The sequence below is a fragment of the Mesorhizobium sp. WSM4308 genome, assembly GCF_002294905.1.
Taxonomy (GTDB): domain Bacteria; phylum Pseudomonadota; class Alphaproteobacteria; order Rhizobiales; family Rhizobiaceae; genus Mesorhizobium.
This window is the reverse complement of the sequence record NZ_NSFW01000011.1, coordinates 189,027-205,636: the sequence shown is the minus strand read 5'-3', so window position 1 is coordinate 205,636 and position 16,610 is coordinate 189,027. Positions and strand designations below refer to the sequence as shown.

Annotated in this window: 17 protein-coding genes and 1 pseudogene; 7 read left to right on the top strand and 11 right to left on the bottom strand. The window is 63.6% G+C overall.

Features of this window, described 5'->3' with window-relative positions; genetic code table 11:
- Nucleotides 1-12: 12 nt before the first annotated feature.
- Nucleotides 13-444: a TerB family tellurite resistance protein gene (locus CK227_RS21535; protein ID WP_027046940.1), complete on the bottom strand. Its 432-nt coding sequence runs from the start codon at nt 442-444 to the stop codon at nt 13-15.
- 135 nt (nt 445-579) lie between these two features.
- On the opposite strand from CK227_RS21535, the gene CK227_RS21530 reads away from it, so the two are divergent.
- From CK227_RS21530 to CK227_RS21515, 4 genes are all read left to right on the top strand, one after another.
- Nucleotides 580-1,365 carry a TSUP family transporter gene (locus CK227_RS21530; RefSeq protein ID WP_095772922.1) on the top strand — a complete coding sequence of 262 codons (786 nt, stop codon included), beginning with the start codon at nt 580-582 and terminating at the stop codon, nt 1,363-1,365.
- A 51-nt stretch (nt 1,366-1,416) separates the two neighbouring features.
- Nucleotides 1,417-1,587 carry a hypothetical protein gene (locus CK227_RS21525; protein WP_080511798.1) on the top strand — a complete coding sequence of 57 codons (171 nt, stop codon included), beginning with the start codon at nt 1,417-1,419 and terminating at the stop codon, nt 1,585-1,587.
- Between the two features lie 101 nt (nt 1,588-1,688).
- Complete coding sequence (locus CK227_RS21520; RefSeq protein WP_095773107.1) at nt 1,689-2,519, top strand: AraC family transcriptional regulator; 831 nt, start codon at nt 1,689-1,691, stop codon at nt 2,517-2,519.
- 72 nt (nt 2,520-2,591) lie between these two features.
- Nucleotides 2,592-3,011: a VOC family protein gene (locus CK227_RS21515; protein ID WP_095772923.1), complete on the top strand. Its 420-nt coding sequence runs from the start codon at nt 2,592-2,594 to the stop codon at nt 3,009-3,011.
- A 3-nt stretch (nt 3,012-3,014) separates the two neighbouring features.
- On the opposite strand, the gene CK227_RS21510 is transcribed toward CK227_RS21515, so the two are convergent.
- Entirely contained in the window at nt 3,015-4,490 is a 1,476-nt protein-coding gene (locus tag CK227_RS21510; protein WP_095772924.1) for a cobyric acid synthase, read from the bottom strand.
- Nucleotides 4,490-5,104: a dimethylsulfonioproprionate lyase family protein gene (locus tag CK227_RS21505; protein WP_095772925.1), complete on the bottom strand. Its 615-nt coding sequence runs from the start codon at nt 5,102-5,104 to the stop codon at nt 4,490-4,492. The genes CK227_RS21510 and CK227_RS21505 overlap by 1 nt, the downstream gene beginning before the upstream one ends.
- 142 nt (nt 5,105-5,246) lie before the next feature.
- Here CK227_RS21505 and CK227_RS21500 point away from each other — a divergent pair, with 142 nt between their 5' ends.
- Genes CK227_RS21500 through mmsB form a run of 3 tightly spaced genes read left to right on the top strand, consistent with a single transcriptional unit; the run spans nt 5,247 to nt 7,766 of the window.
- Nucleotides 5,247-6,413 carry an isobutyryl-CoA dehydrogenase gene (locus CK227_RS21500; protein ID WP_095772926.1) on the top strand — a complete coding sequence of 389 codons (1,167 nt, stop codon included), beginning with the start codon at nt 5,247-5,249 and terminating at the stop codon, nt 6,411-6,413.
- A 42-nt stretch (nt 6,414-6,455) separates the two neighbouring features.
- Entirely contained in the window at nt 6,456-6,824 is a 369-nt protein-coding gene (locus CK227_RS21495; protein ID WP_095772927.1) for a four helix bundle protein, read from the top strand.
- 57 nt (nt 6,825-6,881) lie between these two features.
- Nucleotides 6,882-7,766 carry a 3-hydroxyisobutyrate dehydrogenase gene (mmsB, locus tag CK227_RS21490; protein ID WP_095772928.1) on the top strand — a complete coding sequence of 295 codons (885 nt, stop codon included), beginning with the start codon at nt 6,882-6,884 and terminating at the stop codon, nt 7,764-7,766.
- Between the two features lie 282 nt (nt 7,767-8,048).
- Here the strand turns inward: mmsB and CK227_RS21485 are convergent, their stop codons facing one another.
- From CK227_RS21485 to CK227_RS21450, 8 genes and pseudogenes are all read right to left on the bottom strand, one after another.
- Complete coding sequence (locus CK227_RS21485) at nt 8,049-8,693, bottom strand: cytochrome c oxidase assembly factor Coa1 family protein (RefSeq protein ID WP_095772929.1); 645 nt, start codon at nt 8,691-8,693, stop codon at nt 8,049-8,051.
- Between the two features lie 85 nt (nt 8,694-8,778).
- Nucleotides 8,779-9,084, bottom strand: a complete 306-nt coding sequence (locus CK227_RS21480; protein WP_245318123.1) for a hypothetical protein — start codon at nt 9,082-9,084, stop codon at nt 8,779-8,781.
- A 197-nt stretch (nt 9,085-9,281) separates the two neighbouring features.
- Nucleotides 9,282-10,661 carry an aspartate aminotransferase family protein gene (locus CK227_RS21475; RefSeq protein ID WP_095772931.1) on the bottom strand — a complete coding sequence of 460 codons (1,380 nt, stop codon included), beginning with the start codon at nt 10,659-10,661 and terminating at the stop codon, nt 9,282-9,284.
- A gap of 50 nt (nt 10,662-10,711) precedes the next feature.
- A complete protein-coding gene (locus CK227_RS21470) occupies nt 10,712-10,837 on the bottom strand; it encodes a capsid protein (RefSeq protein ID WP_095772932.1) in 126 nt (41 codons plus the stop codon).
- A gap of 67 nt (nt 10,838-10,904) precedes the next feature.
- Entirely contained in the window at nt 10,905-12,968 is a 2,064-nt protein-coding gene (locus CK227_RS21465) for a prolyl oligopeptidase family protein (RefSeq protein WP_095772933.1), read from the bottom strand.
- Between the two features lie 78 nt (nt 12,969-13,046).
- Nucleotides 13,047-14,174 carry an MFS transporter gene (locus CK227_RS21460; protein ID WP_245433484.1) on the bottom strand — a complete coding sequence of 376 codons (1,128 nt, stop codon included), beginning with the start codon at nt 14,172-14,174 and terminating at the stop codon, nt 13,047-13,049.
- A gap of 155 nt (nt 14,175-14,329) precedes the next feature.
- Nucleotides 14,330-14,639 (bottom strand): annotated as a pseudogene (locus CK227_RS21455) (MFS transporter); the annotation flags it as partial.
- Between the two features lie 59 nt (nt 14,640-14,698).
- The gene (locus tag CK227_RS21450) at nt 14,699-16,270 is read right to left on the bottom strand and encodes a phospholipase D-like domain-containing protein (protein ID WP_245318124.1); all 1,572 of its coding nucleotides are present in this window, start codon (nt 16,268-16,270) and stop codon (nt 14,699-14,701) included.
- Between the last annotated feature and the right edge of the window lie 340 nt (nt 16,271-16,610).

Sequence of the window (16,610 nt, the reverse complement as noted above, 5' to 3'; positions counted from 1 at the left end):
GGGTGAAAGAACCTACTCTTCCGGCTTCACCACATCGACCGGGCTGATGTCGAGCAGGTCGAGCGTGCGGCGCAAGAGGCGCACCTCGCTCTCGGCCAGCTGCGAATCCGCCTTGGCGATCTCAGCCATGTGCTGGGCCAATTGCTTGCGCCGTTCGACGTCGAGATCGCGAAACAGCGCGATCGCCTGCGAGCCATTGGTCTCGTAGCCGAACTCATTGAGATATTCGATGACGGCGTCGATGCTGGTTTCCTGAATGCCGAAGGCGTCCTTGCAGATCCGCCGGAAGGCAACCATCTCGCTCTCGCTGACCGTCCCGTCGGCCAGGATCATACGGAAAAGCATCAGCAGTTCCGCCGACAGGACAGGATCGTCGGCAACCTTGCGCACGCCCGGGTCGCCGTCGAAGATGGAGCGTATCTGGTCCAGCAATGCGAATGCCATCAGGGTCTCTTTCCGGGTTAACCAAATCCAAGCGCATTGCGCTTGGATAGAGGTAGCGCGGAATCGGCCTTGCGCAAACAGGGCTGTCGTGGTCGAACGCCGTTATCCCGCCGACCGGACGCCTCCTCACATCAGATGATCGATCTCACCACCCAGACAATCGTCATGCTCGCCTTCGCCGCCTTTGCGGCGGGCTTTGTCGATTCTATTGCCGGCGGCGGTGGGCTGATCACCATTCCGGCGCTTTTGCTTGCCGGCTTCTCGCCGGTCGAAGCGCTTGGGACCAACAAGCTGCAAGGCATGTTCGGCTCCGGCTCGGCGACCATCCACTATGCCTCCAAGGGCCATGTCGATCTTCGCCGGCAATTGCCGTCGGCGCTGTTGGCGGCTGCAGGCGGTGTCATTGGCGCCTTGCTGGCCACCATCGTTCCGGGCGATCTCCTGCGCGCCCTGCTGCCCCTGGTGCTGATCGCCATCGCGCTCTATTTCGCGCTCAAGCCCAACATGAACGATGTCGACCGGGCCGAGCGCCTGTCGCCATTCCTGTTCGGACTGGCCCTGGTGCCGGCGATCGGCTTCTATGACGGCCTGTTCGGCCCGGGCGCCGGCTCCTTCTATATGCTGGCCTTCGTCGCCCTTGCCGGCTACGGCGTGCTCAAGGCGACGGCGCACACCAAGCTGCTCAACTTCGCTTCCAACATCGGCGGCTTCATCGTCTTCGCCGCTGTCGGCGTCATCTCCTGGAAGATCGGCCTGATGATGGGCGTTGCCCAGTTCCTCGGTGCCCGCGTCGGCGCGAGCCTCGCCATGCGCATCGGCGCCAGACTGATCAAGCCGCTGCTGGTGATCGTCTGCCTGGCGCTGGCCGTAAAGCTGCTGGCCGATCCGGCCAACCCGCTGCGTGTCCTGATTGGTGTGTGATCACGCGCCTGTTACTATGGCGCTGTTCGAATCATGTTGGAGGAGCCACACATGAATCTCAGCGCGCCTACCCAGATCGTTTTCATCATTTCCCTGGTCATCGCCATCATCGGCATTCTCGCCGCGCTTGGCGTTCTCGCGTTCATCCCGCTCGCATCGGTGTGGATCGTTCTCATTGCCTACATCGTGCTCGCCGCCGGTTGCCTGATGCGCGGCGCCTGACAGGTTTCCCTTGAAGTGGGGACGGAGAGCGCCCGGCCAAAAGCCGGGCGCTTTCGATTCCGGCCGACGGCTGATAGATTTGTCCCGGCGGAAGGATGGCCATGCCGATCGAGATGCAGCGCCGGGAGGAACAGGACCGCTCCATCGTAGGGCGCTTCGAGATGCGCCGGCGTCATCCTGATCCAGCGCTTGACGGCATTGTGTCAGACATTTGCGGCTATCGCGAAACAGCGGCAGGCCATTTCCGCAATGTCGAATACGCATCACTGACCGTGCCGCTGGTGATTAGCTTCGCCGAGCCTTTCGCCATCGGCCTCGGCAGGACGCCTGGCGACAATGACCGCTTCGCCAGTTTCGCCGCCGGGCTTTTTGCCGGACCGGTGATGATCGAATCCTTCGGCGCCGCCTGCTGCATCCAGGTCAACTTCACGCCGCTTGGAGCGCGCCGTTTCTTCCGCTTGCCGATGAGCGAACTCACCGACAGCATGGTCGTCCTCGACGACGTGCTGGGCGCCGAGGGGACGGCACTGCGCGAACGGCTCGGCAATGCGTCGGACTGGGCGTCGCGTTTCGACCTTGCAGAAACCTTCGTCACCGCCCGGCTTGAGCGCGCCGCCGAAACGCCGCTGGAAATCGCCTGGGCGTATGACCGCATCATCGCTTCCGGCGGCCGGGTCCGCATTTCCTCCATCGCCGAAAAACTGGGCTGGAGCCGAAAGCATCTCGCCGGCAGCTTTTCCAATGCTATCGGCATCGGTCCGAAGACACTGTCGCGCATCGTCCGCTTCAACCGGGCGCTCGGCCTGTCACGGCGGCAGACCGCCGATTGGGCCGATATCGCCGCCGATTGCGGCTATGCCGACCAGGCGCACATGGTGCGCGAATTCCGCGACCTTGCAGGCGACGCGCCGACGGCGCTCTCGGTCAGGTAACATTTCTTCAAGACGCTGGACCGGCCATGGAACAGAGTGGGTTATCGGCCAACTCAGATCAAGAAGGTTCCCATGCCCACCGCCACTGAAGCCCCTCGCCTCTACCCTGCCTTGCGTTACAAAAACGCGGCGAAAATGATCGACTGGCTCTGCGAAGCCTTCGGCTTCAGCGTCCGTGCCCGCTATGGTGAAGGCGATGTCGTGCACCATGCCGAGCTAGTCTTCGGCACCTCGATGATCATGCTGGGCAGCGCGCGCGATGACGATTACGGCAAGATGGTCGGCGAACCCGGCACCGGTGGCGGCAAGTCGATCTATATCGCCGTCGATGATGCCGATGCCGCCTATGCCAGGGCCAGGAAAGCCGGCGCCACGATCATCCAGGAACTGACCGAGCGCGATTATGGCAGCCGCGAATTCATCTGCCGTGATCCGGAAGGCAATGTCTGGTCGTTCGGCACCTACTGGCCGAAGGCCGGGGAAAGGGCATAGGTCCTACCTAGCCAGCGAAAAAATCGCGTCGCAGTCGAGATGGGTCTCCAACTCGGCCGCGACGTCGTCCAGCGCCCGCTCGACTTCGGCGCGGTAGTCGATGCCGCCGCCCTTGATGCCGAGGCTTTCGAGGAATTTTCCGCGAAAGGCGTCGGCACCGAACAGACCGTGCATATAGGTGCCTGACACCTTGCCGTCGGCCGAGATCGCACCGTCGGCAACGCCATTGATGATCGCCGACGGCCGCATCGTGTCCGGGCCGGTGGTGCGGCCGAGATGGATTTCGTAGCCTTCGAGCGGCAGGTCGAACTGGACCGAATGCGCGCTGACATTGCGCACCGTCTTCTCCGGTTCCATCACCGTTTCGATATCGAGCAGGCCAAGCCCTTCGGCCTCGGTGATGCTGCCTTCGATGCCGTCGGGATCGCGCACCCTGCGGCCCAGCATCTGAAAGCCGCCGCAAATGCCGACGACATGGCCGCCGCGCTTGCGATGCGCGGCAAGATCCCGGTCCCAGCCATTCTCGCGGAATTTCAGGAGATCGCCGATCGTCGATTTGGAGCCGGGAATGACCACCAGCCCGGCATCGGCCGGCAGCGGTTTCCCAGGCGGCACGAACACCACCTCGACCTGCGGTTCGGCCTTGAGCGGGTCGAGGTCGTCGAAGTTGGCGATGCGGCCAAGCATCGGCACCGCTATTTTAAGCGCCCGCGCCTCGCCGGATGCCAGCCGCTCGAGCACCACCGAATCCTCCGACGGCAGCCGCGCCGCCGCCTTCAGCCACGGCACGACGCCAAAACAGCGCCAGCCGGTGAATTTCTCGATCGCCTTCAAACCGTCATCGAACAGCGAAACATCGCCCCGGAACTTGTTGATGAGATAGCCGACGATCATGCGCCGGTCCTCTTCCGGCAGGATCAGATGCGTGCCGGCGACCGAGGCGATGACACCGCCCCGATCGATGTCGCCGACCAGCACAACCGGCACGTCGGCACGCGTGGCAAAGCCCATATTGGCGATATCGCGGCTGCGGAGGTTGATTTCGGCCGGCGAGCCCGCGCCCTCGACGATGACCAGATCGGCGCCCTCGCCGACCTTGCCCCAGGAGTCGAGTACGGCATCCATCAGCTTGGCCTTCAGCGCCTGGTAGTCGCGCGCGCGCGCCTCACCGAACACCTTGCCCTGCACGATGACTTGGGCGCCGACATCGGTCTGCGGTTTCAACAGCACCGGGTTCATGTGGACCGATGGTGCCACGCCGCAAGCGATCGCCTGCAGCCACTGCGCGCGGCCGATCTCGCCGCCGCCATGGTTGTTGTCGCCCGGAATATCCGCGACGGCGGCGTTGTTCGACATGTTCTGCGGCTTGAACGGCCGCACCTTCAGGCCACGCTTCTTCGCGGCGCGGCACAGGCCGGCGACCAGCACCGTCTTGCCGACATCCGAACCGGTGCCTTGCAGCATGATTGCCCTGGCCATCAGATTCGGCCCTGCGTGGCGGGTCCAGTGATAGTGGATTTCTGCGCCAGTGGTCCGCCGCGCCAGATGTAGAGCGCCAAAAGCGGTTCGGTGCCGGTTCGCATGGCGTGGTTGACATTCGAGGCGTGGTGGACGACCTCGCCCGCCTCCCGCACTCGAAAACCGCCCTCGCCCATGCGCCATTCCGTGCCGCCCGTCAGCGGAATGTAGATCTCCTCGGCGACGTGATGATGGTCGGGATAGACAATGTCTGGCCCAAGGATCAGCAGGCCGGCGGCCACTTCGTCATTGGCGAAAAGGCCGCGCGTACCGAACACTTCCAGCCAGCCATAATTGTCGATGAAGGCCTTGCTGAAATCCGCCTCGGTGTAGGTCTGCCCCCAGTGCAATCCGTTGCGATGCTCCGCCAGCCATTGCACCAATGGTTTGGCGGCAGGAGGCGCCAGTTCGGCGGCACGGTCGAGATGGCGCACGCAGCTGATCCTATGCGGCTCCAGCGCGCGGGCCGGCATGTCCCAGCCGATGCGGGCCACGGCGTCGCGCACCAGGGCATTGTTCACAGAAGTGAGATAGGCGTGGAATTGCCGAAGCAGCTCATCGAATTTTGTCGTCACATCTCGCTCCGGACATGCATTGGTGCACAGCCGCTCCGCGGAGGCTCGGGTTGCGCGGCGGCATCATTGGTCTAGATTGATGCGCGCGCAAAGCCAAAAACGACAGGCCAGCGGGCCAGCTGGCATATAGGGAGAGAACGCCATGGACGCCGCGGTCGATGCGAGCACCAGCCAGTTCGAACTCAACGAGGAACAGCGCGCCATCCAGGAGATGGCGCAGGCGTTCGCCGCCGACCGCGTCGCGCCGAATGCGCTCGACTGGGATCGCAGGAAGCATTTCCCGGCCGATGTGATCCGCGAGACCGGGCCGCTCGGCCTCGGCGGCATCTATGTCAGGGACGATGTCGGCGGCTCCGCGCTCGGCCGCCTCGACGCCGTGCTGATCTTCGAGGCGTTGTCACATGCCGACCCGGGCTTTTCGTCCTTCATCTCGATCCACAATATGGTGGCCTCGATGATCGACCGCTTCGGCGATGAGGAGCAGCGCCAGCGCTTCCTGCCGAAGCTCACCTCGATGGAATGGCTGGCGAGCTATTGCCTGACCGAGCCGGGCTCCGGATCGGATGCCGCGGCGCTCAAGACGCGCGCGGTCAAGAGCGGCGGCGACTATGTCCTCAACGGCGCCAAACAATTCATCTCGGGCGCCGGCGACAGCGATGTCTATGCCGTCATGGTGCGCACGGGCGCCGACGGGCCGAAAGGCATCTCCACCATCGTCGTACCGAAAGATGCGCCTGGCCTCTCCTTCGGCGCCAACGAGCACAAGATGGGCTGGCACATGCAGTCGACCCGCCAGGTCATCTTCGAGGACTGCAAGGTGCCGGCGGAAAACCTCTTGTCGGGCGAAGGCGCCGGCTTCGGCATCGCCATGGCCGGGCTCGATGGCGGCCGGCTGAACATCGCCGCCTGTTCGCTGGGCGGCGCCCAGTCGGCGCTCGACAAGGCGCTGTCCTACACCGCCGAGCGCAAGGCCTTCGGCTCGAAGATCAACCAGTTCCAGGCGCTGCAGTTCAGGCTGGCGGACATGGAGACCGAGCTGCAGGCAGCGCGCATCTTCCTCTATGCCGCCGCCTCCAAGCTCGACCGCAAAGCGCCGGACGCCGGCAAATGGTCTGCCATGGCCAAGCGTTTCGTCACCGACACCGGCTTCAACGTCGCCAACGATGCGCTGCAACTGCTCGGCGGCTACGGCTATCTGCACGATTACGGCGTCGAGAAATTGGTGCGGGACCTGCGCGTCCACCAGATCCTCGAAGGCACCAACGAGATCATGCGCGTCATTATCGCGCGCGCGTTGATCGGACGATAGGCAGTAGGCAGTAGGCAGTAGGCAGTAGGCAGTAGGCAAGAGATGACCGGCAAGATCAATTCTTACAAGGATCTTATCGTTTGGCAGCAGGCAATGGATCTGGCCGTCGCCACCTACTCCTTGACCAAGACATGGCCAAAAGAAGAAATGTATGGCCTGACCAGCCAAATCCGCCGCTCTGCAACCTCTATCCCTGCCAACATCGCTGAGGGCTACGGCCGCGACAACAGAGGCTCCTATCAGCAATTTCTCGGGATAGCCCAAGGCTCACTGAAGGAGTTCGAGACACACCTCCAGATCGCTGAACGCATTGGCCTCGCCACGCATGATCAGGCTCATCAGATGCTATTGGCGACCGAGGGTCTTGGAAAAATGCTTCGCCAACTCATTATCAAACTTGCCCCAGAATAAAGTCCCTACTGCCTACTGCCTACTGCCTACTGCCTTACCCAACCACGGAGCGTCACAATGACCACAATCGCCTTCATCGGCCTCGGCAACATGGGCAATCCGATGGCCGCCAATCTGGTAAAGGCCGGGCATGCGGTTCTAGGCTTCGATCTCATGCCGGAGAACCTTACGGTCGCAAGGGAGCATGGCGTGACGGTGATGGCCAACGCCATCGCGGCAGTCAAAGATGCCGATGTCGTCATCACCATGCTCCCTGCCGGCAAGCACGTGCTGTCGGTCTATGAAGACATCGCGCCCAAGGCAAAAAAAGGCGCGCTGTTCATTGATTCCTCGACCATCGACGTCGAGTCGGCGCGCAAGGCGCATGCGATTGCCGCCAAACACGGCCTGCTCTCCATCGACGCGCCCGTCTCGGGCGGCACCGGCGGTGCGGCGGCCGGCACGCTGACCTTCATGGCCGGCGGCTCCACCGATGCCTTCGCCGCCGCCGAGTCGATCCTGAAGCCGATGGCCGGGCGCATCGTCCATTGCGGCGGCGACGGTGCCGGCCAGGCGGCGAAAATCTGCAACAATATGATCCTCGGCATTTCGATGATCGGCGTCGCCGAGGCCTTCGTGCTGGCCGAAAAGCTCGGCCTGTCGCATCAGGCGCTGTTCGACGTCGCCTCGACCTCTTCGGGCCAATGCTGGTCCTTGACCACCTACTGCCCGGTGCCCGGTCCGGTGCCCACTTCACCCGCCAACAGGGATTACAAGCCGGGCTTCGCCGCTGCCCTTATGCTGAAAGACCTGAAATTGTCCCAGGAAGCCGCACTGAGCGCGGGCGCGGTGACCCCACTTGGCGCCGAGGCGGCACAGCTCTACGCCCTGTTCAACGCCCAGGGGTACGGCGGCGCCGATTTCTCCGGCATAATTAATTTTCTCAGGGGCAACCCAGCGTAACCAGCGGATTTGATGGGTTTTTTCCAGATCAACCCGGCAGAAGAACCGCAAATTTAGATTTGCTTAAGCTCTCGATAACTCTGCGGTAACGATGTCCCTATAAAACGGACTGCGAGGCGGACATATCGCATCCGCCCGGCGCTCCGGATCAGGTCTCGCGTACCGGAGCCCGTAAGTTTCGCCAAGTGTTTGCGTAGCGAAACGCCATGCGTATCTGGCAAAGCCGCGTTCCCGATGGAGCGCGGTTTTTGCATTTCTGCCGCACCCACTTCTCCCCGATGTCTATATTCCGATCGCCGCGTTCGGGATTGGCACATGATCTTCGTTGGTCAGCACAATCGGCGCGTCCACTCCATCGACCCTGACCACAAGCAGGCGGATGCTCCACGTGCCGGCATTGCGGACCAGATGGGATAACACGGTGGCTTTGCCCTTGGCGCCGTGGACGGGAATGCTGAACTGGGCGTCGCCCGTGCCGTTCGCACTGACGTTGAGATGGCCGCCGACCCAGAAATTGTCGGTCACGTCGTCGCCAATGGCAGCCTTGACGCGGGTATCGGAACGCACGGCGTCCATGGTCATGTGGTAGGCGTCGCTGCCTTTGAACATGAAGGGGATGCTGCCGACCGCCGTCGCACAGCCCCCGATACTGAGCACCCAGACAGCCAGGCCGGCTATTGCCCAGTTGCGCTGCGTCTTGCGGAACTGCTCGGCGTCGCGCCAGGCCCGGTTCTGCCAGGCCCAGCGGCTGCCGCGTGCTCCGAGCACGAAGATCATGACGAGGTTGACGACCGGGATCAGTGCCAGCAGCGCGATGAAGGTGCTGTTGCCGATGCCCCAGATCCAGTTGAGGAAGAAGGCGCCCCAATTCCAGCGGTCGAGCTCGGCCGGGATTTCAGCCGGCTGGTTGAGCGGTTGTCCGGCCATGATGTCCCCCCATCGGTGCTTATACCGATTGGTTCTAGACCATGATTTCGACAATGCGCAAAATCAAAGTTCCGCAGGGTCTATTTCAAGCCTTTGACGACAGCCGGCGAAAATTCGCCTTCACCGCGCGGCTGGCGGGCTTGAGCGCGGCGCTGATCGACCGTTCCGCCGCGACGCCGTTGAACAGCGACGGCGTGCGACCGGAAAGGAGTTCCGGCCAGAATCGCGATGCCGATTGCAGGAAGGACATTTGCGCCGCGAACGCGCCCTCGGCGATTGCCGCGGTCTTCTCGTTCACCGCACGCGCGGTTTCGGTGCTCCAGGGCTGGCTGCTGCCGCTGTCCATCGCCATCAACGGCAGGCGCATCATCGCCACCAGCGGCGCCAGCATCAGGTCAGCGCCGATGCTGGCTGCTTCTTGCGCGCGTCGGCTCTTGCCGGTTTTTGTCATGGAAATGAACCCCTTGTCGCGGCCGGATGGCTGCTGCCGGACACACTACGCGCGGAGGATAACGTTTGTTCCCCATCGGGCAGCATGTTTCTCGAGGCCGGGCGTTCCCCTGAAGAAACGCCCGGTCGAGGTTCGCCTTACCGCTTGCGCAGATCGGCCTGCGCCAGATCCAGCGCCTTGCGGATCCGCTCGCAGGCCATGTCGATCGTGTCGCGGGTCCAGATCAGCGGCGGCGACAGGATCATCGTGTCGCCGGTGGCGCGCAGCATCATGCCGTTGGCGATGGCATGGTCGCGCACCGTCACCGCGGCACTTCCCGACGGCAGGAACCGTTCCTTGGTCGCCTTGTCCTTGACGATCTCGATCGCGCCCATCAGCCCGATCGAGCGTACCTCGCCGACCAGATCATGCCCGGCGATACGCTCCTGCAGCGCCTTGGCGAAATAAGGCCCAGTTTCGTTCCTGACACGATCGACCAGGCCTTCCTGCTCGATGATCTCGAGGTTCTTCAAGGCCACCGCGCAGGCCACGGGGTGGCCGGAATATGTGTAGCCATGGTTGAACTCGCCGCCCTTCTCGACCAGCGTCGAGGTGATGCGGTCGCCGACCAGCAGCGCCGACAGCGGTTGATAGCCCGAGGTCAGCGCCTTGGCGGTGGTGATGGTGTCCGGTTCGATGCCGAAGGTCTGTGCCGCGAACCATTCGCCGGTGCGGCCATAGCCGGTAATGACCTCGTCCAGCATCAGCAGCACATCGTATTTGCGGCAGATCCGCTGCACCTCAGGCCAGTAGCTCGCCGGCGGGATCTTGACGCCGCCCGCACCCATTACCGGCTCGCCGATGAAGGCCGCGACCTTGTCGGCCCCGGCCTCGAGGATGGCGTCCTCGACCGATTTGGCCGCGCGCAGGCCGAAATCATGGTCGCTCTCGCCCGGCAGCGCCAGCTCATAGGCATAGGGCATCATCACATGCACGATGTTGGGCACCGCTCCGTTGAGCTGCTTGTGCATGGCGTCCATGCCGCCGAGCGAGGTGCCGGCGATGGTCGAGCCGTGATAGGCCATCTTGCGCGAGATGACGCGGTTCTTCTCGGGCTTGCCCTCGATCACCCAGTAGTGGCGGACAAGACGCAAGGCGGTGTCGTTGGCTTCCGAGCCGGAGGAGCCGTAGAACACCTGGTTGACGTTCTTCGGGGCGATCTCGGCCAGCTTCTTGGACAACAGCACCGGCGTCGGCGTCGAGCATTTGAAGAAGGAATTGTAGTAAGGCAGTTCCTTCATCTGGGCGTAGGCGGCCTCGGCCAGTTCGTCGCGGCCATAGCCGATGTTGACGCACCACAGGCCGGCCATGCCGTCGAGCAGTTCCACCCCTTCGGAATCGTAGATGAACGGGCCATTGGCGCGGGTGATGATGCGCGAACCCGCCTCACGCAATTCCTTGTGGTCGGTGAAGGGATGGAGGTGATGCGCGGCGTCGATCTGCTGAAGCTGCTTCAGCGAATAATTCTGATAGGTCATGTCTGGATCTTTCCTCTGGATTCAGTCCGGCTGGCGCCGGGGCGAATGCATCAGAGGGCGGCGGGTGGCGAATAACCGATGCGGGCGCACAGCCGCAAAAGCTCCGCACGCAGCGTGCGCGGTGACGGTGTCACCGCGACCCCGAACGTGCAGACAAAGGTCATAGCAGGAGCCATGCCAGGCACCTTAGAGCAAAGGCTGGCCGAGGTGAACCACCCTTTGCCTGGCCCATGACGGATACTTCTAAGCCTTGGCGCTCAGTGCCCGCTGCAGGAAGACATATTTCATCGCCGTCTGCGCCGCCTGCGGCCGGCGGTCGCCCCGCCCGCCATGGCCGCCTTCGGTCTCCTCGAAGAACAGTGTCCTGTCGTGGCCGGCCTCCTGCAGGCGAGCCGCCATCTTGCGCGCATGGCCGGGATGGACGCGGTCGTCGGCGGTCGAGGTCGTCAGCAGCACCGGCGGATAGGCGGCACCCGCCTTGACGTGCTGGTAGGGCGAATAGGCGGCCAGCCACCTGGCATCCTCCGGCTTCGACGGATCGCCATACTCGGCCATCCATGAGGCGCCGGGCGGCAATTCGGTGTAGCGCAGCATGTCGAGCAGCGGCACCTCGATGATGACGGCGCCGAAGAGTTCCGGGCGCTGCGTCAGCGAAACGCCGGTCAGCAGGCCGCCATTCGAGCCACCCTGGATGCCGAGCGAGCCTGCCGTCGCGATGCCGCGCCTGACGACGTCCTCGGCCACCGCGGCAAAATCGTCAAAACCGTTCTGGCGATTGCCTTTCAGCGCCGCCTGATGCCAGGCCGGGCCGAACTCGCCGCCGCCGCGAATGCAGGCCTGCACATAGGCATTGCCCTTCTCCAGCCACAGCCTGCCGCGCACGCCGGCATAGCCGGGCAAGAGCGGCACTTCGAAGCCGCCATAGCCGTAGAGCAGCGTCGGCACCGGTCCTTTCTGGTCGCGCCGCCGGACGACGAAGTATGGGATCATCGTGCCGTCCTTCGAGCGCGCCTCGAACTGTTCCGAGATCAGCGGCGCGGCATCGAAGCGCGCCGGCTGCGACTTCACCGTGGCGAGCGTCTCGCCATCGTCATCCGACCAGATGATCGAGCTTGGCGTCAGGAAATCGGTGAAGGAGAAGGACACGCTGGAGCCGAAGTGCTCGGCATGGCTGATGCCGACAGTGCCGTTCTCAGGCAACGCGACCGGCTTCAGAGACCAGGCGCCATTCTTGCGCTCGCAAACGAGAACCTTGCCGCGCACATTGTCCATCAGGCTGATGAACAGCCGGTCCTGCGTTCTGGCGAGCCCGGCGATGGACACGCGATGCGCCGGCGCCAGCAGGGTTTCGATGGTGCCCAAGCCGCCGGTTTCGATCCAGTGGGCGAAATCGAGCGAATAGAGCCCGTCCGGTTGGCACAGCGTGCCGTCCGGCGCCGTCCAGGGCGTGCGCACCCCGAACACCAGCTGGTCCTTGAAAAGCGATGTGTCGGTGGCGTCGTCGGGCAGCGGAATGCGCCTGTTCTCACCGGACGGGAGATGCAGGAAACTGTGCGATGCGAAGAAATTGATTGCCCGCGCCAGAAACACGTGACGCTTGTCGCCGTCGAACTCGACGCCCGCGCCGGCGGCGAGATCGTCTTTCTGCGCCTCGAAAATGGGTGTTGCGTCTTCGAGGCTGGTGCCGCGCTTCCAGAGCTTGATCACACGCGGATAGCCGGACTCGGTCTTGTCGGATTCCTCGAAGGCCGCCGAGACGATGACCGTGTCCTTGTCCAGCCAGCCGAAACCCGACTTGGAAGCCGGCGCACGGAACCCGCCCTCGATGAACGATCTGGTTTCAATGTCGAATTCGCGCATCTCGCTGGCGTCGCCGCCGTCCGGCGACATCGAGAGCAGGCAGCGGCTGAAGTCCGGATAGAGCCGGCTGGCGCCGCTGAACACCCATTTTATCCCCTCCTTCGCCGCGAGCTGGTCGAAATCGATGATCGTTTCCCAGACCGGGTTCTCGGTCTTGTAGGAAGCGACCGTCGTGCGGCGCCACAGGCCGAGCGCATTGGTCTTGTCCTGCCAGAAATTGTAGACATGGCCGGCGATTGCCGCGCCGACGGCGATGTTGTCCTCGGCCGTCATCAGGTCGAGTGCCGTCTGGAACGACGCCTGATACGAAGGATCGCCTTGCAATTCCCCAATCGCGATCTCGTTCTGGCCATGCACCCAGTCGAGCGACTGTTTGCTGGTCCTGTCCTCCAGCCAGAGGAAGGGGTCCGCGGTATCGGCTTCTGGCTTGGCGATGGGCTTGGTCATGGAATCTCCAAATAGGCAACGCTTGGGCATGCAACATCGACATGCCGCGTCCGATATTCAAGAGTTGCTGCCAAGGATTTAGGCCTTGCCGCGACCGGGGAGGCTCGCGACCGCCAGGGCCAGGCACATGAAGCAAAGCGTGATCGGCAGGCCTCTCGCGCCCAGTATATTCATGGCGCTGCCAGCCAGCGGCGGCACGGCTATGCCGCCGACGCCCCACATCAGCGAGAAGGCGGCGTTGCCGGCGACCAGGGTCGAGCCGGTGAAACGCTCGCCAAGCTCGATGATCGACATCGTGTAGATGCCATAGGAGACCGCGCCCCAGACGAAGATCATCGGCCAGATCAGCGGCGTTTCGATGAGAAGCGGCAGCAACACGCATCCGAGCACGGTCAAGGAAACACAGGCAAGCCGAACCAGGCGTGCGGTCAGCCTCTCCGCCAGCAGGCCGAGCGGCACCTGCATGGCAATGTTGCCGGCGATCATCATCGACAGCAGCGCCGACATGCGGGCTTCCGCGATACCATAGTGGTTACCATAGACCGGCAGCAAGGCCAGCGCCCCCTGTTCGAACCCCGCGGCCACGATGACCGCCAACAGAAGCAGCCAGGCCATCGGTACGAAGCCCAGAACGGAAACCCGATGCCCGGCCTCGTCCACCTTCGGCAGGCGCGGCAGCACCGACGCCAGGCACATGCCGCATAGCACGAAGGCGCAAATACCGACGAGGAAGGGCGGCCATCCCTGCGTACCGACGGCGAGCAGGCAGAGCGGGCCGGCCGCGAAGCCGGCCGAAATGATCGTCGAATAGACGCCCATGATGCGCCCGCGCCTGGCCGGCGGCGCAAGGGCAATTACCCAGATTTCGCTCAAGACATAGAGCGGATTGGTCACCACGCCGATCAGGAAGCGCAGCGGAAACCACAGATAGACATTCTGCGTCCAGCCGATCAGCGCCAGCACGACGGCCGAGAGCGCGGCGCAAGTAAGCGCCGTGCGCCCCGCCCCGAACCGCCGTGCCAGCCCCGGGATCAGCGGCGACGAGACGATGAAGCCGATCGGCGTCATCGCAGCCGACAGGCCGATCATCGCCGGCGAGACGCCCTGGCGCTGCAGGATGAAGCTCAGCAGCGGATAGGACAGGCCCTGCGCGATGGCGAACACCGAGACGGTCGCGATCACGCCGGTGATCGCCGCCCATTGCATTCCTTCGCCAGTTTTCGAAGCCGACGCGGCCATGGTCCTACCGTTGGTACCCGGCAGGATTAACGGTTCGGCCAGACAGCGGTAAGCCCCGCCGGCGGAAAGCGCTTGCTCCAGCCAGATCGATGTCAGGAGGCTCGACGTTGCGAGGAGCGGTACTAGGCGAAGACGACCAGAATCGCATCGAGAGCGGCGATCACCACGGGCAGGCCCAGCGGGCCGATGCCTTGCATCAGCAGGCCGGCACTTGGCGGGCCGACAATGCCGCCAACGCCCCACAGCAGGGCGAAGGCCGCATTGCCGGTGACGAGCAGCGTGCCCTTGAAGCGGCTGCCGAGTTCGACCAATGCCATCGTATATACGCCGTAGCCGACCGCGCCCACCACCAGCAACACCGCCCCAGATCAACGGCATGGTGAGCAGCAGCGGCAGCAGCGCCGCGCAGATTGCCGTCGCCACCGCGCAGGCGCGGCCCTGGCCGAGCGGCCGCGGACTGGAATGAATGGCAGATCCCCGGCCCGGCGGCACTACGGGAAATAGCGGGCAATCGCGCCCTTCTTGCCGTCGGCGTATGGCGTCAACCACTTGTCGTCGATATTGAGCCCGTCGTCGTCGGAAGGCCCCTTGCCGATTGTCCTGCGCCAGGCGCGGAATTTGTAGTGGTCGAACACGTCAAGCATGTGCACGGCATAGGCGGTCGCGAAAGTCTTGTCGCCCTCGACGATCACCATGTTCTCGTCATTCTCGTAGGACGCCTTGTAACCGAGATTGTGGCTGCCGGTGATGACGGTGGCGTTGTCTTCCATCGGATCGATGATGACGATCTTGTCGTGCACGATCGCATGGCCGACGGTCAGCACCTCCGCCTGGAAGTCACGGGCGATCGTGGCGCCGGTCAGGTTTGCCGCACGCACGATGGAGACGTTCGGCGCTTCCCAGACCTTCTCCGGATAGACGAACGGCGCCTTGCCGTCCTTGTTCGACTTGTGTGTGACCGCATCCTTGGTCGGCGCGACATAGTTGGGCATGGCGGTCTCGTCAGAGATCGCGCCCTGCACGATCAGGTTCGGATCGGCCTTGGCCGCCGCCACGGCCTGGTCGACGATCGAGTTGTCGCCGAGCAGCGAGGGATTGAACACCAGGAACAGCACCGCCCGCTTCGCCGCTTTGATGCGGGCAAACACATCCGCCAGGTCGACCGGCCGCACGGAGATGTCCTTCTTGTTGCGGTCAGGGTCGTTGGGCGAAAACCAGACCGTCATGCCGTCCAGCGCTGCGGTGGCGCCGTTGAGCGGATTGGGCATGTGGTTCTCCCCGCGGAACGGCACGCCTTGTGTCTGCGCGACACGACCGGCCGCACTTTCCGAGGCCGGGGGCGGAAAGACGTCGGCCTTCATGCGCTGCCAATAGGCGTCGAAGATCTCGGCCATCGCCGGATCGTCGCGGATGAAGGCGTTGTTGGACTGTCCGCAGATACCGGTCGACGTCCAGTTGGTGCTGCCGGTCATCACTGCTTGCGGCTTGCCGTGGGCATCGCGGTAGACGGCAAATTTGTTGTGGCCGATGTGGTTGTTGTTGAACAGGCGGTCCGTCACCACGACGCCCGCGTCATGCAGGCGCTTCCTGTATGGCGCATTGCCGGCATCCCAGGCCTTGGTCTCGTCGTCCCTGCCCGAATTGGAAAGGATGACCTCGACGGCGTCTTTGGCGGCGATGATGGCATCGCACAGCTCGTCGTCACCGAGTTCATAGAGCGCGAGCCTGACGGTGCCGCCTTCGGTCTTGGCCCGCGTCAGGAGGCTGGTCAGCACGTCGGGAACATCGCCATGCAGATAGGCCCGTATCTTGCTCGTCGGGTCCTGCAGCACTGCCCTGATCTTGTCGCGGTGCCCGACCTTGATGCCGGCCTCCTGCAGCGCATGCGACATCCATTGCGTCGACAGCACGCCATTGGTGAAGGCAACCCGCGCCTTGCCGAACATCTGACCCAGATAGATCGGCGGGCTGACCGCGCCCTTGCCGAGATAACCGAGCGGGCGCGCCGGGTGTGTGGGCGGGTTTGCCGTCGACGATCTGATCAGGGCGCACCGGCACCGCATCGAGGCCTGGCTTCCTGTCGCCGACCGGGCGCACCCGGTAGGCGATCATTTCGCCGTCCGGCCTGACGTCAATGCTGTCGCGCCGGCGCCGCACGGTGAGATCGCGCCAGAATGTCTTCTGCACCGGCCAGACGCCGGTATCCTGCGGGATCCAGTCCTTGTTCCTCTGCCCCTTGAAGGGCACCCAGGAGGCCAGGCAGCGCTCCTCGCCTGTCCCGGGATAGAGGCGAACGATCTCGAAACCGAGGCAACCCGGGATCATCCCGTCTATGTCCCAGGAAAGGAACGCGACTTCGTTGTTTGTCGCGGCACGCACTTTGACGACGTCAGGCATGGCTGT